The sequence below is a fragment of the Stenotrophomonas sp. YJH_SMC_54 genome, from assembly GCF_059368435.1.
On the sequence record NZ_JCAFRS010000001.1, the window covers coordinates 186,646 to 202,557 of the forward strand.

Sequence of the window (15,912 nt, forward strand, 5' to 3'; positions counted from 1 at the left end):
ATTCAATCGGCGGCCCCTGCAGGCGTATCGTCAGCGTTCCCCCTCTGGAGCACCACGATGCAGACACGTGAACTCGGCCGCAGCGGCCTGAAGGTTTCCGCCCTGGGCCTGGGTTGCATGGGCCTGACCCATGCCTATGGCCAGCCGGTCGAGCGCAGCCAGGGCATCGCCCTGCTGCACGCGGCCGTTGAACGCGGCGTGACCTTCTTCGACACCGCCGAAGTGTACGGCCCGTACACCAATGAAGACCTGCTCGGCGAGGCCCTGGCGCCTTACCGCGACAAGCTGGTGATCGCCACCAAGTTCGGCTTCAGGGATGCGCGGACCGATACCGGCCTGGACAGCCGCCCCGAGAACATCCGCGCGGTGGCCGAAGCCAGCCTCAAGCGTTTGCGCACCGACCATATCGACCTGTTCTACCAGCACCGTGTCGATCCGAACGTGCCCATCGAGGATGTGGCCGGCACCGTGCGCGACCTGATCGCCGAGGGCAAGGTCGCCCACTTCGGCCTGTCCGAGGCCAGCGCCACCACCGTGCGCCGTGCGCACGCGGTGCAGCCGGTGGCTGCCGTGCAGAGCGAGTATTCGCTGTGGTGGCGTGAACCGGAGCGCGAACTGCTGCCGGCCCTGCAGGAACTGGGCATCGGCTTCGTGCCGTTCAGTCCGCTCGGCCGTGGCTTCCTGACCGGCGCGATCAACGCCGACACCACCTTCGACGCCAACGATTTCCGCAATACCGTGCCGCGTTTCGAAGTGGAGGCGCGCCGCGCCAACCAGGCACTGGTGGATCGCATCAGCACGATTGCTGCCGCACGTGGCGCGACCCCGGCGCAGGTGGCGCTGGCCTGGCTGCTGGCGCAGGCGCCGTGGATCGTGCCGATTCCGGGCACCACCAAGATCCACCGCCTGGAAGAGAACCTGGGCGCGGCTGACCTGCAGCTGGCGCCGGAGGAACTGCAGCGCATCGCGCAGGCGCTGGATGAAGTGTCGATCGTCGGTGAGCGCTACAACGCCCAGCGTGCGGCCCAGGCCAAGGGCTGATCACCGGGTGCGGACCGAGGTGGGTGCGGACCGTTGGTCCGCACACCTCATCCAGCCATCGGCCCGCGCAGCGCGTCCAGCACCGTGCGCATCGCCACGGTGACGTGGCGGCGCGACGGGTAGTACGCGTAGTAGCCATCGAAGTGCGGGCACCAGTCGTCCAGTACCGACTGCAGGCGGCCATCGTTCAGCATCGGCTGCACCTGGTCTTCCGGCAGCCAGGCCAGTCCGCTGCCGGCCAGCGCAGCGGCGTGGGTCATGCCCATGGTGTTGAAGGTCCACTGGCCGCTCACGCGCACGCTCAGTTCGTTGCCGTCCTGGCCGAAATCCCACGGCATCAGCCCGCCATGCGTGGGCAGGCGCAGGGTCACGCAGTTGTGGTCTGCCAGCTCGTCCGGATGGCGTGGGACCACGTGCTGGCGGAAGTAGCCGGGTGCACCGACCACGCGCATGCGCAGCGGCGGGCTGATCGGCACGGCGACCATGTCGCGGGCCAGGCGTTCGCCGAGGCGGATGCCGATGTCGTAGCGCTCGGCCACGATGTCGGCCAGCCCATAGTCGGCGGCCAGTTCCACCTTCAAATCCGGATACTGCTGCAGCAGCGGCGCCAGCCGTGGCCACGCGATGTACTCGGCGGCATGGCCGGTGGCATTGATGCGGATGGTGCCGGCCGGGCGTTCACGGTATTCGGCCAGCGCGGCCAGTCCGTCCTCGATCTCGGCCAGGCGCGGGCGCAGGGTGTCGAGCAGGCGAGCACCGGCTTCGGTGGTGGACACGCTGCGGGTGGTGCGGGTCAGCAGGCGCACGCCCAGGCGCTGTTCCAGGCCGCGCATGGCATGGCTGAGCGCGGACTGGGACACGCCCAGCTGGGCGGCGGCCTTGGTGAAGCTGCCCTCGCGGGCAACGTGGACGAAGGCCTGCAGGTCGTTGAGGTTTTCGCGGGGCATGCTGGGATGATACGGCCGGGCTGCGCCCGGCACCTGCTTCAAGCCAAGGCAACGTCAACGTCAGATGCGTGCATTCCGTGGGATGGCGGGGTGGGTCCGGTTGAGGGGGACGCCGTAAATACCTCCATGTAGGCTCGGTCGCCGCATCCATGCGGCTCACGCCCCCTCAACCGGACCCACCCCACCTTCGACAGTTTCCCGTGAGCTGTTGGAACGGCATTCTGCTTTGGTGGGTGCCGACCGTTGGTCGGCACTGGGTCGGACGTGTGGGTATGTCGATTTCTGCGTCTGTGGTTCGTCGAATGAATGACTTCAACGGGAGCTGCACATGAGCACTGACACCAAGCCGAAAGGCCCGGCCTCGTACTTCCCCTCCATCGAGAAGACCTACGGGCAGCCGGTGACGCACTGGTTCGGGCTGCTGGCGGGGAAGAAGGGCCTGAAACACATGGAACTGGTCAGCTTCCTGAAAAGTGAGCATGGGCTGGGCCATGGCCATGCCAACGCACTGGTGGCGCATCACCTGGCCGGCAAGGGTTGAGCAGGCAACCCCGCGCTGAACGGTTGTCGGCAGCATCGTCCCAAGGGATGCAGGGGGCGGGCAGACTGGGCGTCCATCCCCAGGCAGGACGCTCGCATGCAGGTCACGCTGGAAGCGATCACTCCCGACAACTACGAGGCGGTGTGCGATCTCGAGGTCAGCGAGGCGCAGCAGGGTTTCGTGGCCAGCAATACCTGGTCGCTGGTGCAGGCGGCATTCCATCCCGGCTACCAGACCCGCGCCATCCGTGCCGATGGCGAGTGGGTCGGGTTCTTCATGTGGGTGCCGGAGACGCCGCAGCGGATGTCGATCTGGCGCTTCATGGTCGATCAACGCTGGCAGGGCCGTGGCATCGGTCGACGTGCGCTGGAACTGGCGCTGGCGCAGATCCGGGCCACGCCCGGGCTGGCCGAGATCGAGATCTGCTACAACCCGCGCAATCCGGTGGCCGGCGCCTTCTATGGCAGCTTCGGATTCGTCGAGACCGGGATGGACGACGATGGCGAGGACATGCTGGCCGTGCTGCCCATCGCAGTCCCGGAATAACCTGAATGGGCGAGGGTGGCTGAACGATTTCATCTGCAACTGTCATGCAGATCGTGTCTAATACCGCTCCCCACCTGCTGTTCCCCACCCGCATGTCCCTTCCCTCCCATGGCCCCGCGCCGTGCGACGACGCTGACGGCCACCTGGTCACCGCCGGTCCGCTGACCCCGCCGCCCGACAGCGCCGGCACCACCGCCGACGAAAAAGCGCTGCGCCACTCGATCGCCGAGGACGTGCAGGGCATGGTGCTGGCCACGATGGTGGCCTCGCTGGGCCTGGCCATCTTCGCCAAGGGCGGGCTGATGATCGGCGGCATGGCGGGCATGGCGTTCCTGCTGCACTACTCGATGGGCTGGAACTTCGGCCTGGTGTTCGTGCTGGTCAACCTGCCGTTCTACTGGGTGGCGCTGCGGCGCATGGGTTGGGAATTCACCCTGAAGACCTTCGCTGCGGTCACCGCCTGTGGCGTGTTGACCGACCTGCTGCCGCGCTGGATCGACTTCTCGCACATCAACCCGCTGTATTCGGCGATCGTCGGCGGTGCGTTGTCCGGCCTGGGCATCCTGTTCTTCATCCGCCACCGTGCCAGTCTCGGCGGCATCGGCATCCTGGCGGTGTACCTGCAGCGCACCCGTGGCTGGAGCGCGGGCAAGGTGCAGATGTCCTACGACGCCTGCCTGATGGTGGCCGCGTTCTTCGTGTTGTCGCCGTCGAAGGTGCTGTACTCGGCCATCGGCGCGGTGGTGCTCAGCCTGGTGCTGATGTTCAACCACCGCCCCGGCCGCTACATGGGCGTGTGACCGTTCAACGGGGTTGCCGGCCAGCGGCCGGCACTACCGGAACCCACGCGTGGCAAGGCCGGGCCATGCCCGGCGGATATCCATCAGCGGGCGGCGGCCTTCAGCCACGGCGGCGACAGCGTCAGCAGCCGCGCATGCACCGGGCAGTCCTCGGCATGCGCACCGGGCAGGTAGCCCAGGCTCATCAGGAACTCGCCGGTGATCTCGCCGCCGGTGAAGCGGAAGGTCTTCTTGAACAACTTCACCCAGTCGGCCTTGCTGCGCGGGTGGTGCGCATCCAGCCACGACGCGAAGCTGCCGTGGCTGGCCCGCAGCTGCTGGATCACCTGTGCGTTGTGGATCGCCGCCAGCACCTTCAGCCGGTTGCGGATGACGCCCGCGTCCGACAGCAGGCGCTCGATGTCCTGCTCGGCGTACGCCGCCACGCGGTCCACATCGAAGCCGTCATAGGCCGTGCGGAAGCCCTCGCGCTTCTTCAGGATCGTTTCCCAGCTCAGGCCGGCCTGGTTGATCTCCAGCACCAGCCGTTCGAACAGCTCGCGCTCGTCACGCTGCGGAAAGCCGTATTCGTTGGCGTGGTAGTAGTCGTGCACCGGATGGCCCGGGGCGATGAGGCAGTAGCCGCTCATGGGGAAGGCTCGTTGGATTCGGATTCGGGATCGATGGCCAGCGCAGGGTGCCCGCCGATGGACAGCATCGGCCAGCGCGGTGGCACGAGCGTGAGTTTGCCGTCACGCAGGGCCTGGTTGATCGCCTCGGCCTGGCCGCTGACGGTGCCGAACAGCGAACCGGCCCGGCGCCAGTGGGCATCCCTGCCACGTGCGTACAGCACGCAGTCCGGCCCACGGTGGGTGTACAGCTCGCACAGCAGCACTTCGCCAGTGCCATCGCCGTCCAGGTCGCGATGGACGATCAGGCAGTCGCGCTCGCTCTGGGCGCAGGATTCGCCATCGATCGCGCGCGTGGCCAGTGCCTGCCACCAATCGTCCGGTGGCGAGCTGGATCCCTTGGCCAGCTTCAACGCGCGCTGCAGGGCGACGACGTCCTGCGGCCCCTTGTCGAGGCGGTGGCCGTCATCCCAGCGCGAGGTACGTGCCAGCGCGGCAGCGATCACCTGTGGCGCGTTGGCATCGGCGGTGATGGCTGGATCACGCTGCAGCTCGCGCAGCGCCCGCACGCCGCGGTGGCCAAGATCGAAGCGCAGCACGTTGACGTCACTGCTGGTGATCGCGGGCGGGTCCGCACGCAGGCGCGCCAGCTGGCTGGACAGGGTCAGCCGCACCGGGTCCAGCAGCGGCGAGTTGCCCAGCAATGCCAGTGCCAGCACCGCCCAGCACATCCAGCGGTTGACCGGCTCCAGCATCTGCAACCAGCGGCGCTGCCGGCGCAGCACCGCCAGCGCGTAGCCCACGGCATAGCCGGCCACGGCCACTGCGACAAGTACCGCCCAGAACCGGTCCACGGTCCAGCCGTACTGCACCACGCGCAGCCCCAGTGCGTACAGCGCCAGTGCGGCGTAGACCGGCAGCGCCAGCAGGCTGGCTTCAACCAGCCGGCGCAGCAGCAGCGGGTAGGGGGCGCTGTCTTCCCCCTGCTGGTAGACCGCATTGGTGAACGTCACCAGCAGCAGCGACAGCACCAGCAGCAGGCCGGCGGCCGAGCGGGTCTTCCACAACGGTTCCAGCCCGGTAAGCGGCAGGCTCAGCACGAACAATACGGCGATGAACGAGAGCAGCGGCAACAGCCCACGGCAGATCGCGAACAGCACCTGGCGGGTGATCTGGATGGCGCGGTGCTGGGTGCGCCCGATCAGTACGCCGAACCCGGCCAGGCTGCCGGTGGCCAGTGCGATGAACGCGTCCTGCCGGAACAGGTCGCGGAAGACGGTCACGTCGAGCAGCTGGAACAGCGCCGACCACAGCCACAACAGCAGCCAGGTCAGCCCGGTGAACAGTGCCGCCAGGGCCAGGGTCAAACCATTCTGCCAGGCGCGCTCGAACAGCTCGGGGTAACTGGCACGCCAGTGCCCGTGCTGCAGCTGGAACTGCCACCAGGGCAGGACCACGAACACCGCAACGGCCATGCCCAGGGTCAACGGAAGCTGCAACGCGCCCGATTCCAGTGCGGTCTCGCCATTGAGGTTCCAGCCGATCCAGGCGGCCAGCGCCAGCACCACCGTCGAGCCGAGCACGGCCTGCAGCCACAGGCGGCGCTGGCCCAGCTCCACCAGGCTCAGCGCCACCGCGCTGGGAATGGCCAGCACCCAGGCGTACCAGCAGTAGCGCCAGCCGATATCGCGGAACGGCCACGCGTCGGACAGTTCCTGCGCGGCATACAGCATCAGGCCCTGCAGCAGGGCAAGCAGGACGATGGCGCTGCGTGCCGGCAGGGTCAGGGGCGTTGAAGACTGCATCGATGACCTTCCATGGCAAAGCACCATCCTAGCCCATCGCTGTTCGACGCCATCGCGCGACCATCCCGCCCCCAGCAGGTAGAATAGGGCCATGCCTGTAACGCCGACCTCCCTTGCCGATCACCTGCTCGTCGCGCTGCCGTCGCTGCTCGACGCGACCTTCGCCCGCAGCGTCGCGCTGATCTGCCAGCACGACGAGAACGGGGCGATGGGCGTGCTGGTCAACCAGCCTTCCGAGTACACGCTGGGTGAAGTGCTTGCACAGATGGACATCACCACCGGTGATGGCGACCTGCAGGCGCGCATGGTGCTCAACGGCGGCCCGGTGCATCCCGAGCGCGGCTTCGTCATCCATGACGACGCGCGGGCGTGGGATTCCAGCCTGACCGTGGGCGACGGCCTGTACCTGACCACCTCGCGCGACATCCTCGAAGCGATGGCGCGCGGCGAAGGCCCGGCCAATGCCGTGGTCACCCTCGGCTGTGCCGGTTGGGGCGCAGGGCAGCTGGAAAGCGAGCTGTCCGAGAACAGCTGGCTGACCGTGCCGGCCGATGCCGAGCTGGTGTTCCAGATGCCGCTGGAGCAGCGCTGGCAGGGTGCGGCCTCGCGCATCGGCGTGGACCTGTTCCGGCTGACCGACTACAGCGGCCATGTCTGAGCCCATCACGCCCGCGCCGGATTCTGCTGCCCCGGCGATCCGCCGTGATGGCACCGTTCTGGGTTTCGATGTCGGCTCGCGACGGATCGGCGTGGCCATCGGCAGTGCCTTCGCCGCGCATGCGCGCGCGGTGGCCGTGGTCGATGTGCACGGCAACGGCCCGGACTGGACCGCGATCGAACGCCTGCTCAAGGAATGGAAGCCCGACGGCCTGGTGGTCGGCGACCCGCTGACCCTGGACGGCCAGGACCAGCCCAACCGCAAGCGCGCGCAGGGCTTCGCCCGCCAGCTGCGGGAGCGCTTCAAGCTGCCGGTGGTGATGATCGACGAGCGTTCCAGCTCGGTCGAGGCCGCACGCCGCTTCGCCGTCGAGCGCGCCGAAGGGCGCAAGCGCCGCCGTGATGCGGCTGCCCTCGATGCCGTCGCCGCAGCGGTGATCATCGATCGCTGGCTGTCGTCGCCGGACGACGCCACCCCCATTCCCTGACTGCCCGACACCGCCATGACCGCCCAGCAAATCGATGCCTCCGGACGCCTGCGCCACCTGCTGACCCTGGAGGGCCTGCCGCGCGAAACGCTGCTGCAGCTGCTCGACCGCGCAGGGCAGATCCGCGATGCCGCAGTCGGCCGCGTCGGCAACAAGCGCCACGTGCTGGCCGGTTCGGCGGTGTGCACGCTGTTCTTCGAACCGTCCACGCGCACCCGCAGTTCGTTCCAGCTGGCCGCGCAGCGGCTGGGGGCGGACGTGCTGAATTTCGACGCCTCGACCTCCTCTACCCGCAAGGGTGAGACCGCCTGCGACACGCTTCGCAACCTGGAAGCGATGGGCGTGCGCGGCTTCGTGGTGCGCCACCCCGATGACGGCGCCGTGGCCGCACTGGCCGATGCGGCAGGCGAGGGCACCGCGCTGATCAATGCCGGTGACGGCCGCAGTTCGCACCCGACCCAGGGCCTGCTGGACATGCTGACCCTGCGCCAGGCCAAGGGCCCGGATTTCTCGAAGCTGAAAGTCGTGATCGTCGGCGACGTGAAGCACTCGCGCGTGGCCCGCACGGACCTGCATGCGCTGCGCACGCTGGGCGTGGGCGAGATCCGCGTGTGTGGCCCGCAGTCGCTGCTGCCGGACGACGAGACCCTGAAGGGCTGCGTGGTCGGCGATGATTTCGACGCGATGCTGGAAGGCGTCGACGCGCTGATGATGCTGCGCCTGCAGCGCGAGCGCATGGAAGAAGGCCTGGTGCCGTCGCTGGAGCAGTACCACGCGCAGTACGGCCTGACCAACGAACGCCTGGCGCGCGCGGGCAAGGATGCCGCGGTGCTGCACCCGGGCCCGATCAACCGCGGCGTGGAAGTGACCGACGAGGTGGCCGACGGCCCGCAGTCGTGGGTGCTGCGCCAGGTCGCCAACGGCGTCGCCGTGCGCATGGCCGTGCTGGAAACCCTGCTGGGCTGACCTGCCCTGGTGGGTGCCGACCGTTGGTCGGCACGGTTGATCTGTCCTCATCCGATCCGGTGGGTGCCGACCGTTGGTGGGCACGGTTGATCTGTCCTTATCCGATCCGGTGGGTGCCGACCGTTGGTCGGCACGGTTGATCTGTCCTTATCCGATCCGGTGGGTGCCGACCGTTGGTCGGCACTGAACCGTCAGTGCGGTGAAGTGCGGGCCTAGCCATTGAATGGTTCCGGGCCTACCTGTACTGACGTGATTGCCCGATAGAACCGGAGTAGCGGCAGGCGCACGCTTGGGCCCATGAGCCGCGCACGCCTACGCCTTGGCCGCCATTCCCGGATCGGACAATCCTACATCCTGACCACCGTCATCCAGGAGCGTCGACGCTACTTCGATGATGCCACTGCGGCACATGAGGTGATGGATGTGTTCCGTCGCATTGATGCTGAGGGCCTGACGCACTCACTTGCCTATGTGGTCATGCCGGACCACATCCATTGGCTTGTGGAGATCCGTGCGTTCTCGCTGGACTACATCATGCAACGCTTCAAATCGAGCAGTGCATTGCGGATCAACCGCATGCCGGGTAGGACAGGACCATTCTGGCAATCGAGCTATCACGATCACGCCATTCGTTCTGAAGAATCACTGTTTCGCCATGCGATGTACATCGTCGCCAACCCGGTCAGGGCGAACTTGGCGAGCTGCGTGGGAGAGTATCCGTATGCCTGGTGCCGATGGGAGATCGATGAGAGGTACCAGGCAATGGATTACCCCGAAGCGGAGAGGTAGTGCCGACCAACGGTCGGCACCCACCCATACCCAAGCCGACCAACGGTCGGCACCCACCCATACCCAAGCCGACCAACGGTCGGCACCCACCCATACCCAAGCCGACCAACGGTAGGCATCCACCAACAGGTGTTTCCCAGCAGAAGCTGTGGTTCAGCGCTTCTGCGCGAACAGCCATTCCCACATTGCCGGGTCGGCGTAGGTGGCGTCCCAGGCATTGTGGTTGCCTTCCGGGTATTCGGTGTAGCGCACGTCGCGTGCGGCGGCGCGCCGGAATGCGGCATGCAGTCTGCGGTCGTCGTCCGGCGGCACCACGTCATCCAGTGCGCCGTGGAAGATCCAGATCGGCGTGTGCTGCAGGCGCTGGGCAATCACCGCGTACGGGTCCGCTTCGTGCGCGACCTGCTCGACGAACAGGGTCGGGCGTACCGCACGCGGGGCGAGCACCGCGCCGCATACGGGGACGATCGCGGCAAAGCGGCGTGGGTCATCCAATGCGATGTTCCAGCTGCCATAGCCGCCCATCGACATGCCGGTCAGGTATTGCCGCGCCGGGTCGGCGCCGAATTCGGCGATCGTCGCGTCCAGCGCGGCCACTGCCGCACGGTTGTTGCGGCCGCTCCATTCCTCGTGGCCCGGCACCTGTGGGAACACCACCAGGGCGGGGAAATCGGGATGCGCGCGCAGGTAAGGCCCCAGCCCGGCGTGGGTCTGCTTGACGCCATCGGCGCCGCGCTCGCCCGAGCCGTGCAGGAACAGGACGACCGGAAGGTGGGTGGGAGCGGCGGCCTGCACGCCGGCCGGAATGAACACCTGGTAGTAAGCCGTTTGCCCGTCCACCTTCACCGCACGTGCTTCGAAGCGGCCACGCGCGCTGTCCGGCAGCGAAGTGCAACCGCTCATCATCAGAAGGGCCAGCAGTGGCAGCCAGCGCGACAGCAAACGGACCATGGGATTTTCCGAAGCGGCGAGATCGCCTGCATCGTAGTCCGCCGACGTCGGCCCGGCATCGTGCGCCGCGTCACTGCGGGCGCGGGAAGCTGGCGATGATCTCCAACTGCTCCTGTGCCTCGGCATTGCCTTCGGCGGCGGCGGCCTGCACCTGCGCAATGTCCGGGTGCAGGACCACCAGCAGTGGGTTCTCGCAGACCGGGCAGTCGTACTCGGTGGCGTCCTCGTCCAGTTCCATTTCCATGGCGCGCGAGCTGCCCTTCCATTCACAGGCCGGGCAGGTGTGCTGCTGGTCGCGCCAGCCGGGCTGGAAGTAGTTTTCGATTGTCGTTGCCATGGGGGGATCCAGTTGGGATCGGGTCAGAGCGCCGCGCAGCGGGGATCCGACCGTCGAGATGGTCAGTGCAGCAGCACCAGGGTGGCCAGGCCGAGGAAGGTGAAGAAGCCCATCGAATCGGTCACGGCGGTGAGGAAGATGCCGCTGGCCAGCGCCGGGTCGAAGCCGAAGCGCTTCAGCGTCAACGGCACCAGCACGCCGGCCAACGCAGCAAACAACAGGTTGCAGGTCAACGCGATGGCGATCACTGCCGACAACCCGGGCGAGTGGAACCAGGCGAGCACGATCAGGCCCAGCACCGAACCCAGCATCACGCCGTTCAACAGCGCGACCCGAACTTCCTTCCACAGCAGGGTGCGGGCGTTGGAGGCGCCGACCTGGCCCAGCGCCAGGCCGCGCACCATCAGTGCCAGCACCTGGGTGCCGGCGTTGCCGCCGAGGCCGGCGACGATCGGCATCAGCACCGCCAGCGCCACCAGTTTGTCGATGGTGCCTTCGAAGTGGCCGACCACGCTGGAGGCCAGGAAGGCCGTGCACAGGTTCACCGACAGCCACATCAGGCGGCGGCGCATCGCGCGCCAGACCGGGCTGAACAGATCTTCGTCCTCGTCCAGACCGGCGGCGCCCAGCGCCTGGTGCTCGGCCTGGCCGCGGATGATGTCGACCACGTCATCGATGGTGATGCGACCAATCAGGATGTTGTTGTCATCCACCACTGGCGCGGAGATCCAGTCATGGTCGGAGAACTGGCGGGCGACTTCCTGGTCGCTCTCGCCGACGTCGATGGCTGGCTGCTCGTCGTCGATCAGGCGATTGATCGGGGTGGTGTCCTCGTGGGTCACCAGTGCCGCCAGCGACACGCGGCCTAGGTACTGATGGCGGCGGCTGACCACGAACAGGTGGTCGGTGTGGTCGGGCAGTTCACCGCGCAGGCGCAGGTAGCGCAGCACGACGTCGACATTGACGTCGGCGCGCACGGTCACCACGTCCGGATTCATCAGGCGACCGGCGCTGTCCTCGGGATAGGACAGAACCTGTTCCAGGCGCTCGCGGTTCTCGCGGTCCATCGACTTGAGGACTTCGTCGATGACCGTGTCCGGCAGGTCTTCGACCAGGTCGGCCAGATCGTCGATGTCCAGGTCTTCGACCGCGGCGATGATCTCGTCCGGGTCCATGTCCGCGAGCAGGCTTTCGCGCACGTCGTCGCCGACGTGGACCAGCACCTCGCCGTCGTCTTCCGGATCAACCAGTCCCCACACCACCTCGCGCTTGCCCGGCGGCAACGATTCGAGCAGGTTGCCGATCTCGGCCGGGGCCAGGGTGTTGACCAGGCGACGCACCGGGCCCAGCCGGCCGCTGTCCAGTGCATCGGACAGCATCCGCAGTTGGCGCGCAGTCTTGTCGTGGCGTACAGCTTCAGCCATCGCAGCTCCCGCGGGGATAAGAAAAGCCGCGATCCCGGCAAGGATGCGGCAACAGGGGTGTTCAGCGCGTCATTATCGCAAGGCGATGTTTCAACGCATAGCCGCCGGATGGCGGGAGTGACGGGCGCTGGCCGGCAACCTCTTGGTCTTCGATGGGGAGGCTGCCGGCCAGCGGCCGGCACTACCCTTGGCGCTCAGGGCGTATCCGCCACCAGTGCCAGCCAGCGTTCGATCGCGCGGCGGTCGCGCGCGGCCAGCAGCTTCGGTGCGCGCGCGCGCAGCATGGCCAGGTCGGCCTCGCGGACCGCGCGGCGTACTTCCAGCAGCGTGCCCGGGTGCAGGCTGAACTCGGTCAGGCCCAGTGCCAGCAACAGCGGGGTCATCCGCGCATCGCCGGCCATCTCGCCACAGACCGCCACCGGGATGCGGTGGCGCGCGCCGGTCTCGATCACCATCTGCAGCAGCCGCAGCACCGCCGGGTGCAACGGCGAATACAGCTCGCCCAGTGCTTCATTGTTGCGGTCGGCCGCCAGCAGGTACTGCACCAGGTCGTTGGTGCCGATCGACAGGAAATCGACCAGGTCGATGAAGCTTTCCAGCGCCAGCGCCGCAGCAGGGACTTCGATCATCGCGCCCAGTGGCACGTGGTCGGACACCATGTGGCCTTCGCCGCGCAGCTGTTCGGTCAGCTTGAGCATGCGGCGGCGCACTGCCAGCAGTTCCTCCCGGGTGCTGACCATCGGCACCAGCACCCGCAGCTTGCCGTAGGCCGAGGCGCGCAGGATCGCGCGCAGCTGGGTGTCGGCTACCTTCGGCCGTGCCAGCGACAGGCGTACGCCGCGAAGGCCGAGCGCCGGGTTTTCTTCGTTGCTCAGGGTCAGGCCGGTGCGGTCGGCCTTGTCCGCGCCCAGATCGAGGGTGCGGATGGTCACCGGTCGCCCGCTCATGCCCAGTGCCGCATCGCGGTAGGTCTGGAACTGTTCTTCTTCATCCGGCAGCTCGTTGCGCTGCAGGAACAGGAATTCGGTGCGGTACAGGCCCAGGCCGTGGGCGCCCAACGCATGCGCCTGGGTCACGTCCTCCAGCGACTCGGCATTGGCCAGCAGGGCGATGTCGACCTGGTCGCGGGTGCGGCTGGGCTTGCTGCGCAGGCGGCCGAGCTCGCGCTGTTCGCGCGCGTGTTCCTTCAGTCGTGCGCGGTAGTCGCGCAGATTGTCGGCCTGTGGATTGGCGGTGATGCTGCCGTCGGCGCCGTCGATGATCAGCACGTCGCCATCGGCGATGCGGCTGAGCAGCTGCGGCACGTTGACGATCAAGGGCAGGTGCAGGCTGCGCGCAAGGATCGCGCTGTGCGAGAGCGCGCTGCCGGCGGCGGTGACGATGCCGACCACGCCTTGCGCCTGCAGCTGTGCCAGTTCGGAGGGCGCGATGTTGTCGCAGACCAGGATCTCGCCGGCCAGGCCTTTCACCGCTGGCGGGCGTTCGGGCTGCAGGAAGGCATGGATGCGGCCGATCACATGGTCGAGGTCGTCCATGCGGCTCTTCAGGTAAGCATCGTCCATGCCGTCGAAGACCTTGGCCAGGCGGTCGCGCTGCAGGCGCAACGCATAGCCGGCGCTGTACGGTCCGCTGCGGATCAGTTCGTCCAGCCCATACAGCAGCTCGGGATCGTCCAGCAGCAGCGCATGCAGGTCGAGGAACTCACCCACTTCCTGGTTCAGCGCTCCATGCAGGCGCTGGCGCAGCTCGTGCATCTCCGAGCGCGCGGCGTCCACCGCGCGATGCAGGCACGCCAGCTCGGCCTCGACCTGGTGGGCGGCAACGCGCTGCTCGGCCACTTCCAGTGCATGCGGCAGGCGCACGCGGGCGCGGCCCATTGCCGTGCCGCGGGCGGCACCATGCCCGGCCAGCAGCAGTACCGGCCGCTGGCCGGAAGGGGGTTGGCCGGCGCGTGCGCGTGGCACGCTCAGCTGTCCTCGTCGAAACGGCGTTCGAACAGGCCGACCACCGCCTCCATCGCGGCGGCTTCGTCCTCGCCGTTGATCCGCACGGTGACCGGGGTGCCCTGGCCGGCGGCCAGCAGCATCACGCCCATGATGCTCTTGGCGTTGATCTCACGGCCTTTGGCGGCCATGGTCACGTTGCAGCGGAACGGCGCCAGGGTCTGCACCAGCTTGGCGGTGGCCCGGGCATGCAGGCCCAGGCGGTTGCTCACGGTGAGTTCTCGTTCAAGCATCGTCGACTATCGCTCCATTACGGGTACCCGCCGCGGCTGTGGCGGGCAGTTGATCCAGTCCCTGTTCCGGATAATTCATCACCCGCAGCAACATCGGCAGGCTCAGCGCCGACACCCGGCGAACCGGGGTCCCCAGCCGGGCCAGCTGCCCGGCAAGGTTGGCAGGGCTGGCGCCGTACAGGTCGGTCAGGATCAGCACACCATCACCCCCGTCAACCCGCCGCAGGGCGGCCGAGGCGAGCGGGAGCAGGGCGTCCAGGTCTGCGTCGAACGGTACTTCGAAAGCTTCGGTTTTCAGCGGCAACTGCCGCAGGAGCCGGGTCGCCACGTCAAGCAGGGCGGTCCCGACCCCAGGATGTGTTACGAGGAGAATGCCACAGGTCATTACTGCACGTTAACAGGTCAAGGTGAATTGGCGATAGCAGCAGGAGAGGGGCACTGTGTCCCGTATTCAGCGTTGCTCCCAGGGGAGGCCTTTTCCGTTGAGAAAGAGATCCGACCCCATCCGTTTTTCGATGCCTGACAGCGATTCATCCACGCATGACGTGGATCCAACGTGTCGACCAGGGTCGACACACCCACCAACAGCAGCAGAAATCTGTCAGAGGTGGGGCGGTGTGGGTCTGCAGGACCGTTGGCGCCATGGATGGCGCCATCGAGCCCCCAGGGGGGAGGGCGCTTTGCTTGCGAAGCACTGCTTCGCAAGCGCCCGAACGCCCAGCCGCCAGCGGCTGGGCCGGACCGCGGAGCGGGGTTCACGGCGTGTCCTGCAGACCCACACCGCCCCGCCATCCCACGGAATGCCGCTTCTGCTGTTGCTGTTGCTGTTGCCGGCCAGCGGCCGGCACTACCGGCGGGTGCCGGGCGCAGCCCGGCCGACCCCCCTCAATCCTGTTCGCGGTGGTACGTCGCCACGTCTTCCCAGCCCATCTCGCGGGCATGCCGGGCCAAACGCTCGGCCAGGAACACCGACCGGTGCTTGCCGCCGGTGCAGCCGAACGCCACGGTCACATAGCTGCGGGTGCCATCACTCAGCTTCGGCAGCCAGGTATCGAGGAAGTCCATCAGCTGGGCCAGGTAGCGCTGCACGTCCGGCTGCGCTTCCAGGTAGTCGCGTACACCCGGTTCGCGACCGCTGAGCGCGCGCAGGTCCGGGTCCCAGTGCGGATTGGGCAGCACCCGCGCATCGAACACGAAGTCCGCCTCGGCCGGCACGCCGCGCTTGTAGGCGAACGATTCAAACAGCAGCGACAGGCCGGTGGCATGGTCCATCGTGAACTCGGTGATGATCCGCCGCCGCAGCTGATGCACGTTGAGGCTGCTGGTGTCGATCACCGCATCGGCCTCGCGGCGCAGCGGTGCGGTCAACTCGCGTTCGCGGGCGATGGCTTCAGGCAGCGACAGGCCCAGCTGGCTCAGCGGATGGCGGCGGCGGGTGTCGGCGTAGCGCTTGAGCAGCGTCTCGTCGCTGGCTTCGAAGAACAGCACCTTCACGTCCACGCCGGCGTCGGCCGCCAGCTGCCGCCAGTCGCCCAGCTGGCTCAGGTCGGCCTGGCCGCGAACGTCGATGCCTACGGCCAGACGCCGTGGTGCGCTGCCGTCGTGGTTGGCCAGCAGGCTGCGCACGAAGTCGGGCAGCAGATTGATCGGCAGGTTGTCCGAGCAGTAGTAATCCTGGTCCTCGAAGGTCTTCAGGGCGACGGATTTACCCGAGCCGGACAGGCCGCTGACGATGATCAGGGTCGGGGCGGAGGGGGTGACGGTGCTCATGGACAG

The 15,912-nt window shown here is 67.5% G+C and carries 18 protein-coding genes; 8 read left to right on the forward strand and 10 right to left on the reverse strand.

Annotated features, from left to right (window positions below; all coding sequences use genetic code 11):
* Nucleotides 1-57: 57 nt before the first annotated feature.
* Entirely contained in the window at nt 58-1,041 is a 984-nt protein-coding gene (locus AC5P5S_RS00980; RefSeq protein WP_062606621.1) for an aldo/keto reductase, read from the forward strand.
* A gap of 47 nt (nt 1,042-1,088) precedes the next feature.
* Here the strand turns inward: AC5P5S_RS00980 and AC5P5S_RS00985 are convergent, their stop codons facing one another.
* Nucleotides 1,089-1,988 carry a LysR family transcriptional regulator gene (locus AC5P5S_RS00985; protein WP_062606848.1) on the reverse strand — a complete coding sequence of 300 codons (900 nt, stop codon included), beginning with the start codon at nt 1,986-1,988 and terminating at the stop codon, nt 1,089-1,091.
* 328 nt (nt 1,989-2,316) lie between these two features.
* Here AC5P5S_RS00985 and AC5P5S_RS00990 point away from each other — a divergent pair, with 328 nt between their 5' ends.
* The 3 genes from AC5P5S_RS00990 (at nt 2,317) to AC5P5S_RS01000 (ending at nt 3,875) form a co-directional block, all read left to right on the forward strand.
* Entirely contained in the window at nt 2,317-2,529 is a 213-nt protein-coding gene (locus AC5P5S_RS00990) for a DUF4287 domain-containing protein (protein ID WP_005408372.1), read from the forward strand.
* 96 nt (nt 2,530-2,625) lie between these two features.
* Complete coding sequence (locus tag AC5P5S_RS00995; protein ID WP_005408373.1) at nt 2,626-3,075, forward strand: GNAT family N-acetyltransferase; 450 nt, start codon at nt 2,626-2,628, stop codon at nt 3,073-3,075.
* Between the two features lie 92 nt (nt 3,076-3,167).
* Nucleotides 3,168-3,875 (forward strand): YitT family protein, encoded by a 708-nt coding sequence (locus tag AC5P5S_RS01000; protein WP_024956077.1) that lies wholly within the window; start codon nt 3,168-3,170, stop codon nt 3,873-3,875.
* An 83-nt stretch (nt 3,876-3,958) separates the two neighbouring features.
* Here AC5P5S_RS01000 and AC5P5S_RS01005 read toward each other — a convergent pair whose 3' ends face one another.
* Together AC5P5S_RS01005 and AC5P5S_RS01010 are read right to left on the reverse strand one after the other, a co-directional pair.
* Nucleotides 3,959-4,504: a DNA-3-methyladenine glycosylase I gene (locus AC5P5S_RS01005; RefSeq protein WP_012479338.1), complete on the reverse strand. Its 546-nt coding sequence runs from the start codon at nt 4,502-4,504 to the stop codon at nt 3,959-3,961.
* Nucleotides 4,501-6,288, reverse strand: a complete 1,788-nt coding sequence (locus tag AC5P5S_RS01010; protein ID WP_060380163.1) for a DUF4153 domain-containing protein — start codon at nt 6,286-6,288, stop codon at nt 4,501-4,503. Before AC5P5S_RS01010 ends, AC5P5S_RS01005 begins: the two co-directional genes overlap by 4 nt.
* A 91-nt stretch (nt 6,289-6,379) precedes the next feature.
* Here AC5P5S_RS01010 and AC5P5S_RS01015 point away from each other — a divergent pair, with 91 nt between their 5' ends.
* The 4 genes from AC5P5S_RS01015 to AC5P5S_RS01030 all read left to right on the forward strand — a co-directional run bounded on the left by AC5P5S_RS01015 (nt 6,380) and on the right by AC5P5S_RS01030 (nt 9,188).
* Nucleotides 6,380-6,946, forward strand: coding sequence for a YqgE/AlgH family protein (locus tag AC5P5S_RS01015; RefSeq protein WP_062606624.1), 567 nt, complete (start codon nt 6,380-6,382; stop codon nt 6,944-6,946).
* Entirely contained in the window at nt 6,939-7,433 is a 495-nt protein-coding gene (ruvX, locus tag AC5P5S_RS01020; RefSeq protein ID WP_005408378.1) for a Holliday junction resolvase RuvX, read from the forward strand. The genes AC5P5S_RS01015 and ruvX overlap by 8 nt, the downstream gene beginning before the upstream one ends.
* Nucleotides 7,434-7,448: 15 nt before the next feature.
* The gene (locus AC5P5S_RS01025; protein WP_043398325.1) at nt 7,449-8,399 is read left to right on the forward strand and encodes an aspartate carbamoyltransferase catalytic subunit; all 951 of its coding nucleotides are present in this window, start codon (nt 7,449-7,451) and stop codon (nt 8,397-8,399) included.
* A 297-nt stretch (nt 8,400-8,696) separates the two neighbouring features.
* Nucleotides 8,697-9,188: an REP-associated tyrosine transposase gene (locus AC5P5S_RS01030; RefSeq protein ID WP_062606626.1), complete on the forward strand. Its 492-nt coding sequence runs from the start codon at nt 8,697-8,699 to the stop codon at nt 9,186-9,188.
* Between the two features lie 153 nt (nt 9,189-9,341).
* Here AC5P5S_RS01030 and AC5P5S_RS01035 read toward each other — a convergent pair whose 3' ends face one another.
* The 7 genes from AC5P5S_RS01035 to rapZ form a co-directional block, all read right to left on the reverse strand.
* Nucleotides 9,342-10,139 (reverse strand): carboxylesterase family protein, encoded by a 798-nt coding sequence (locus tag AC5P5S_RS01035; protein ID WP_062606628.1) that lies wholly within the window; start codon nt 10,137-10,139, stop codon nt 9,342-9,344.
* Nucleotides 10,140-10,209: 70 nt separating this feature from the next.
* Nucleotides 10,210-10,476 (reverse strand): hypothetical protein, encoded by a 267-nt coding sequence (locus AC5P5S_RS01040; RefSeq protein WP_005412494.1) that lies wholly within the window; start codon nt 10,474-10,476, stop codon nt 10,210-10,212.
* Between the two features lie 62 nt (nt 10,477-10,538).
* Complete coding sequence (gene mgtE / locus AC5P5S_RS01045; RefSeq protein ID WP_005408383.1) at nt 10,539-11,900, reverse strand: magnesium transporter; 1,362 nt, start codon at nt 11,898-11,900, stop codon at nt 10,539-10,541.
* Nucleotides 11,901-12,094: 194 nt separating this feature from the next.
* On the reverse strand, nt 12,095-13,864 hold the full coding sequence (ptsP, locus tag AC5P5S_RS01050) for a phosphoenolpyruvate--protein phosphotransferase (protein WP_059033400.1): 1,770 nt from the start codon (nt 13,862-13,864) through the stop codon (nt 12,095-12,097).
* A 2-nt stretch (nt 13,865-13,866) separates the two neighbouring features.
* On the reverse strand, nt 13,867-14,136 hold the full coding sequence (locus AC5P5S_RS01055; protein WP_005408385.1) for an HPr family phosphocarrier protein: 270 nt from the start codon (nt 14,134-14,136) through the stop codon (nt 13,867-13,869).
* The gene (locus AC5P5S_RS01060; RefSeq protein WP_005408386.1) at nt 14,129-14,521 is read right to left on the reverse strand and encodes a PTS sugar transporter subunit IIA; all 393 of its coding nucleotides are present in this window, start codon (nt 14,519-14,521) and stop codon (nt 14,129-14,131) included. Before AC5P5S_RS01060 ends, AC5P5S_RS01055 begins: the two co-directional genes overlap by 8 nt.
* A 500-nt stretch (nt 14,522-15,021) precedes the next feature.
* The gene (gene rapZ, locus AC5P5S_RS01065) at nt 15,022-15,906 is read right to left on the reverse strand and encodes an RNase adapter RapZ (protein ID WP_005412498.1); all 885 of its coding nucleotides are present in this window, start codon (nt 15,904-15,906) and stop codon (nt 15,022-15,024) included.
* Nucleotides 15,907-15,912 lie beyond the last annotated feature (6 nt).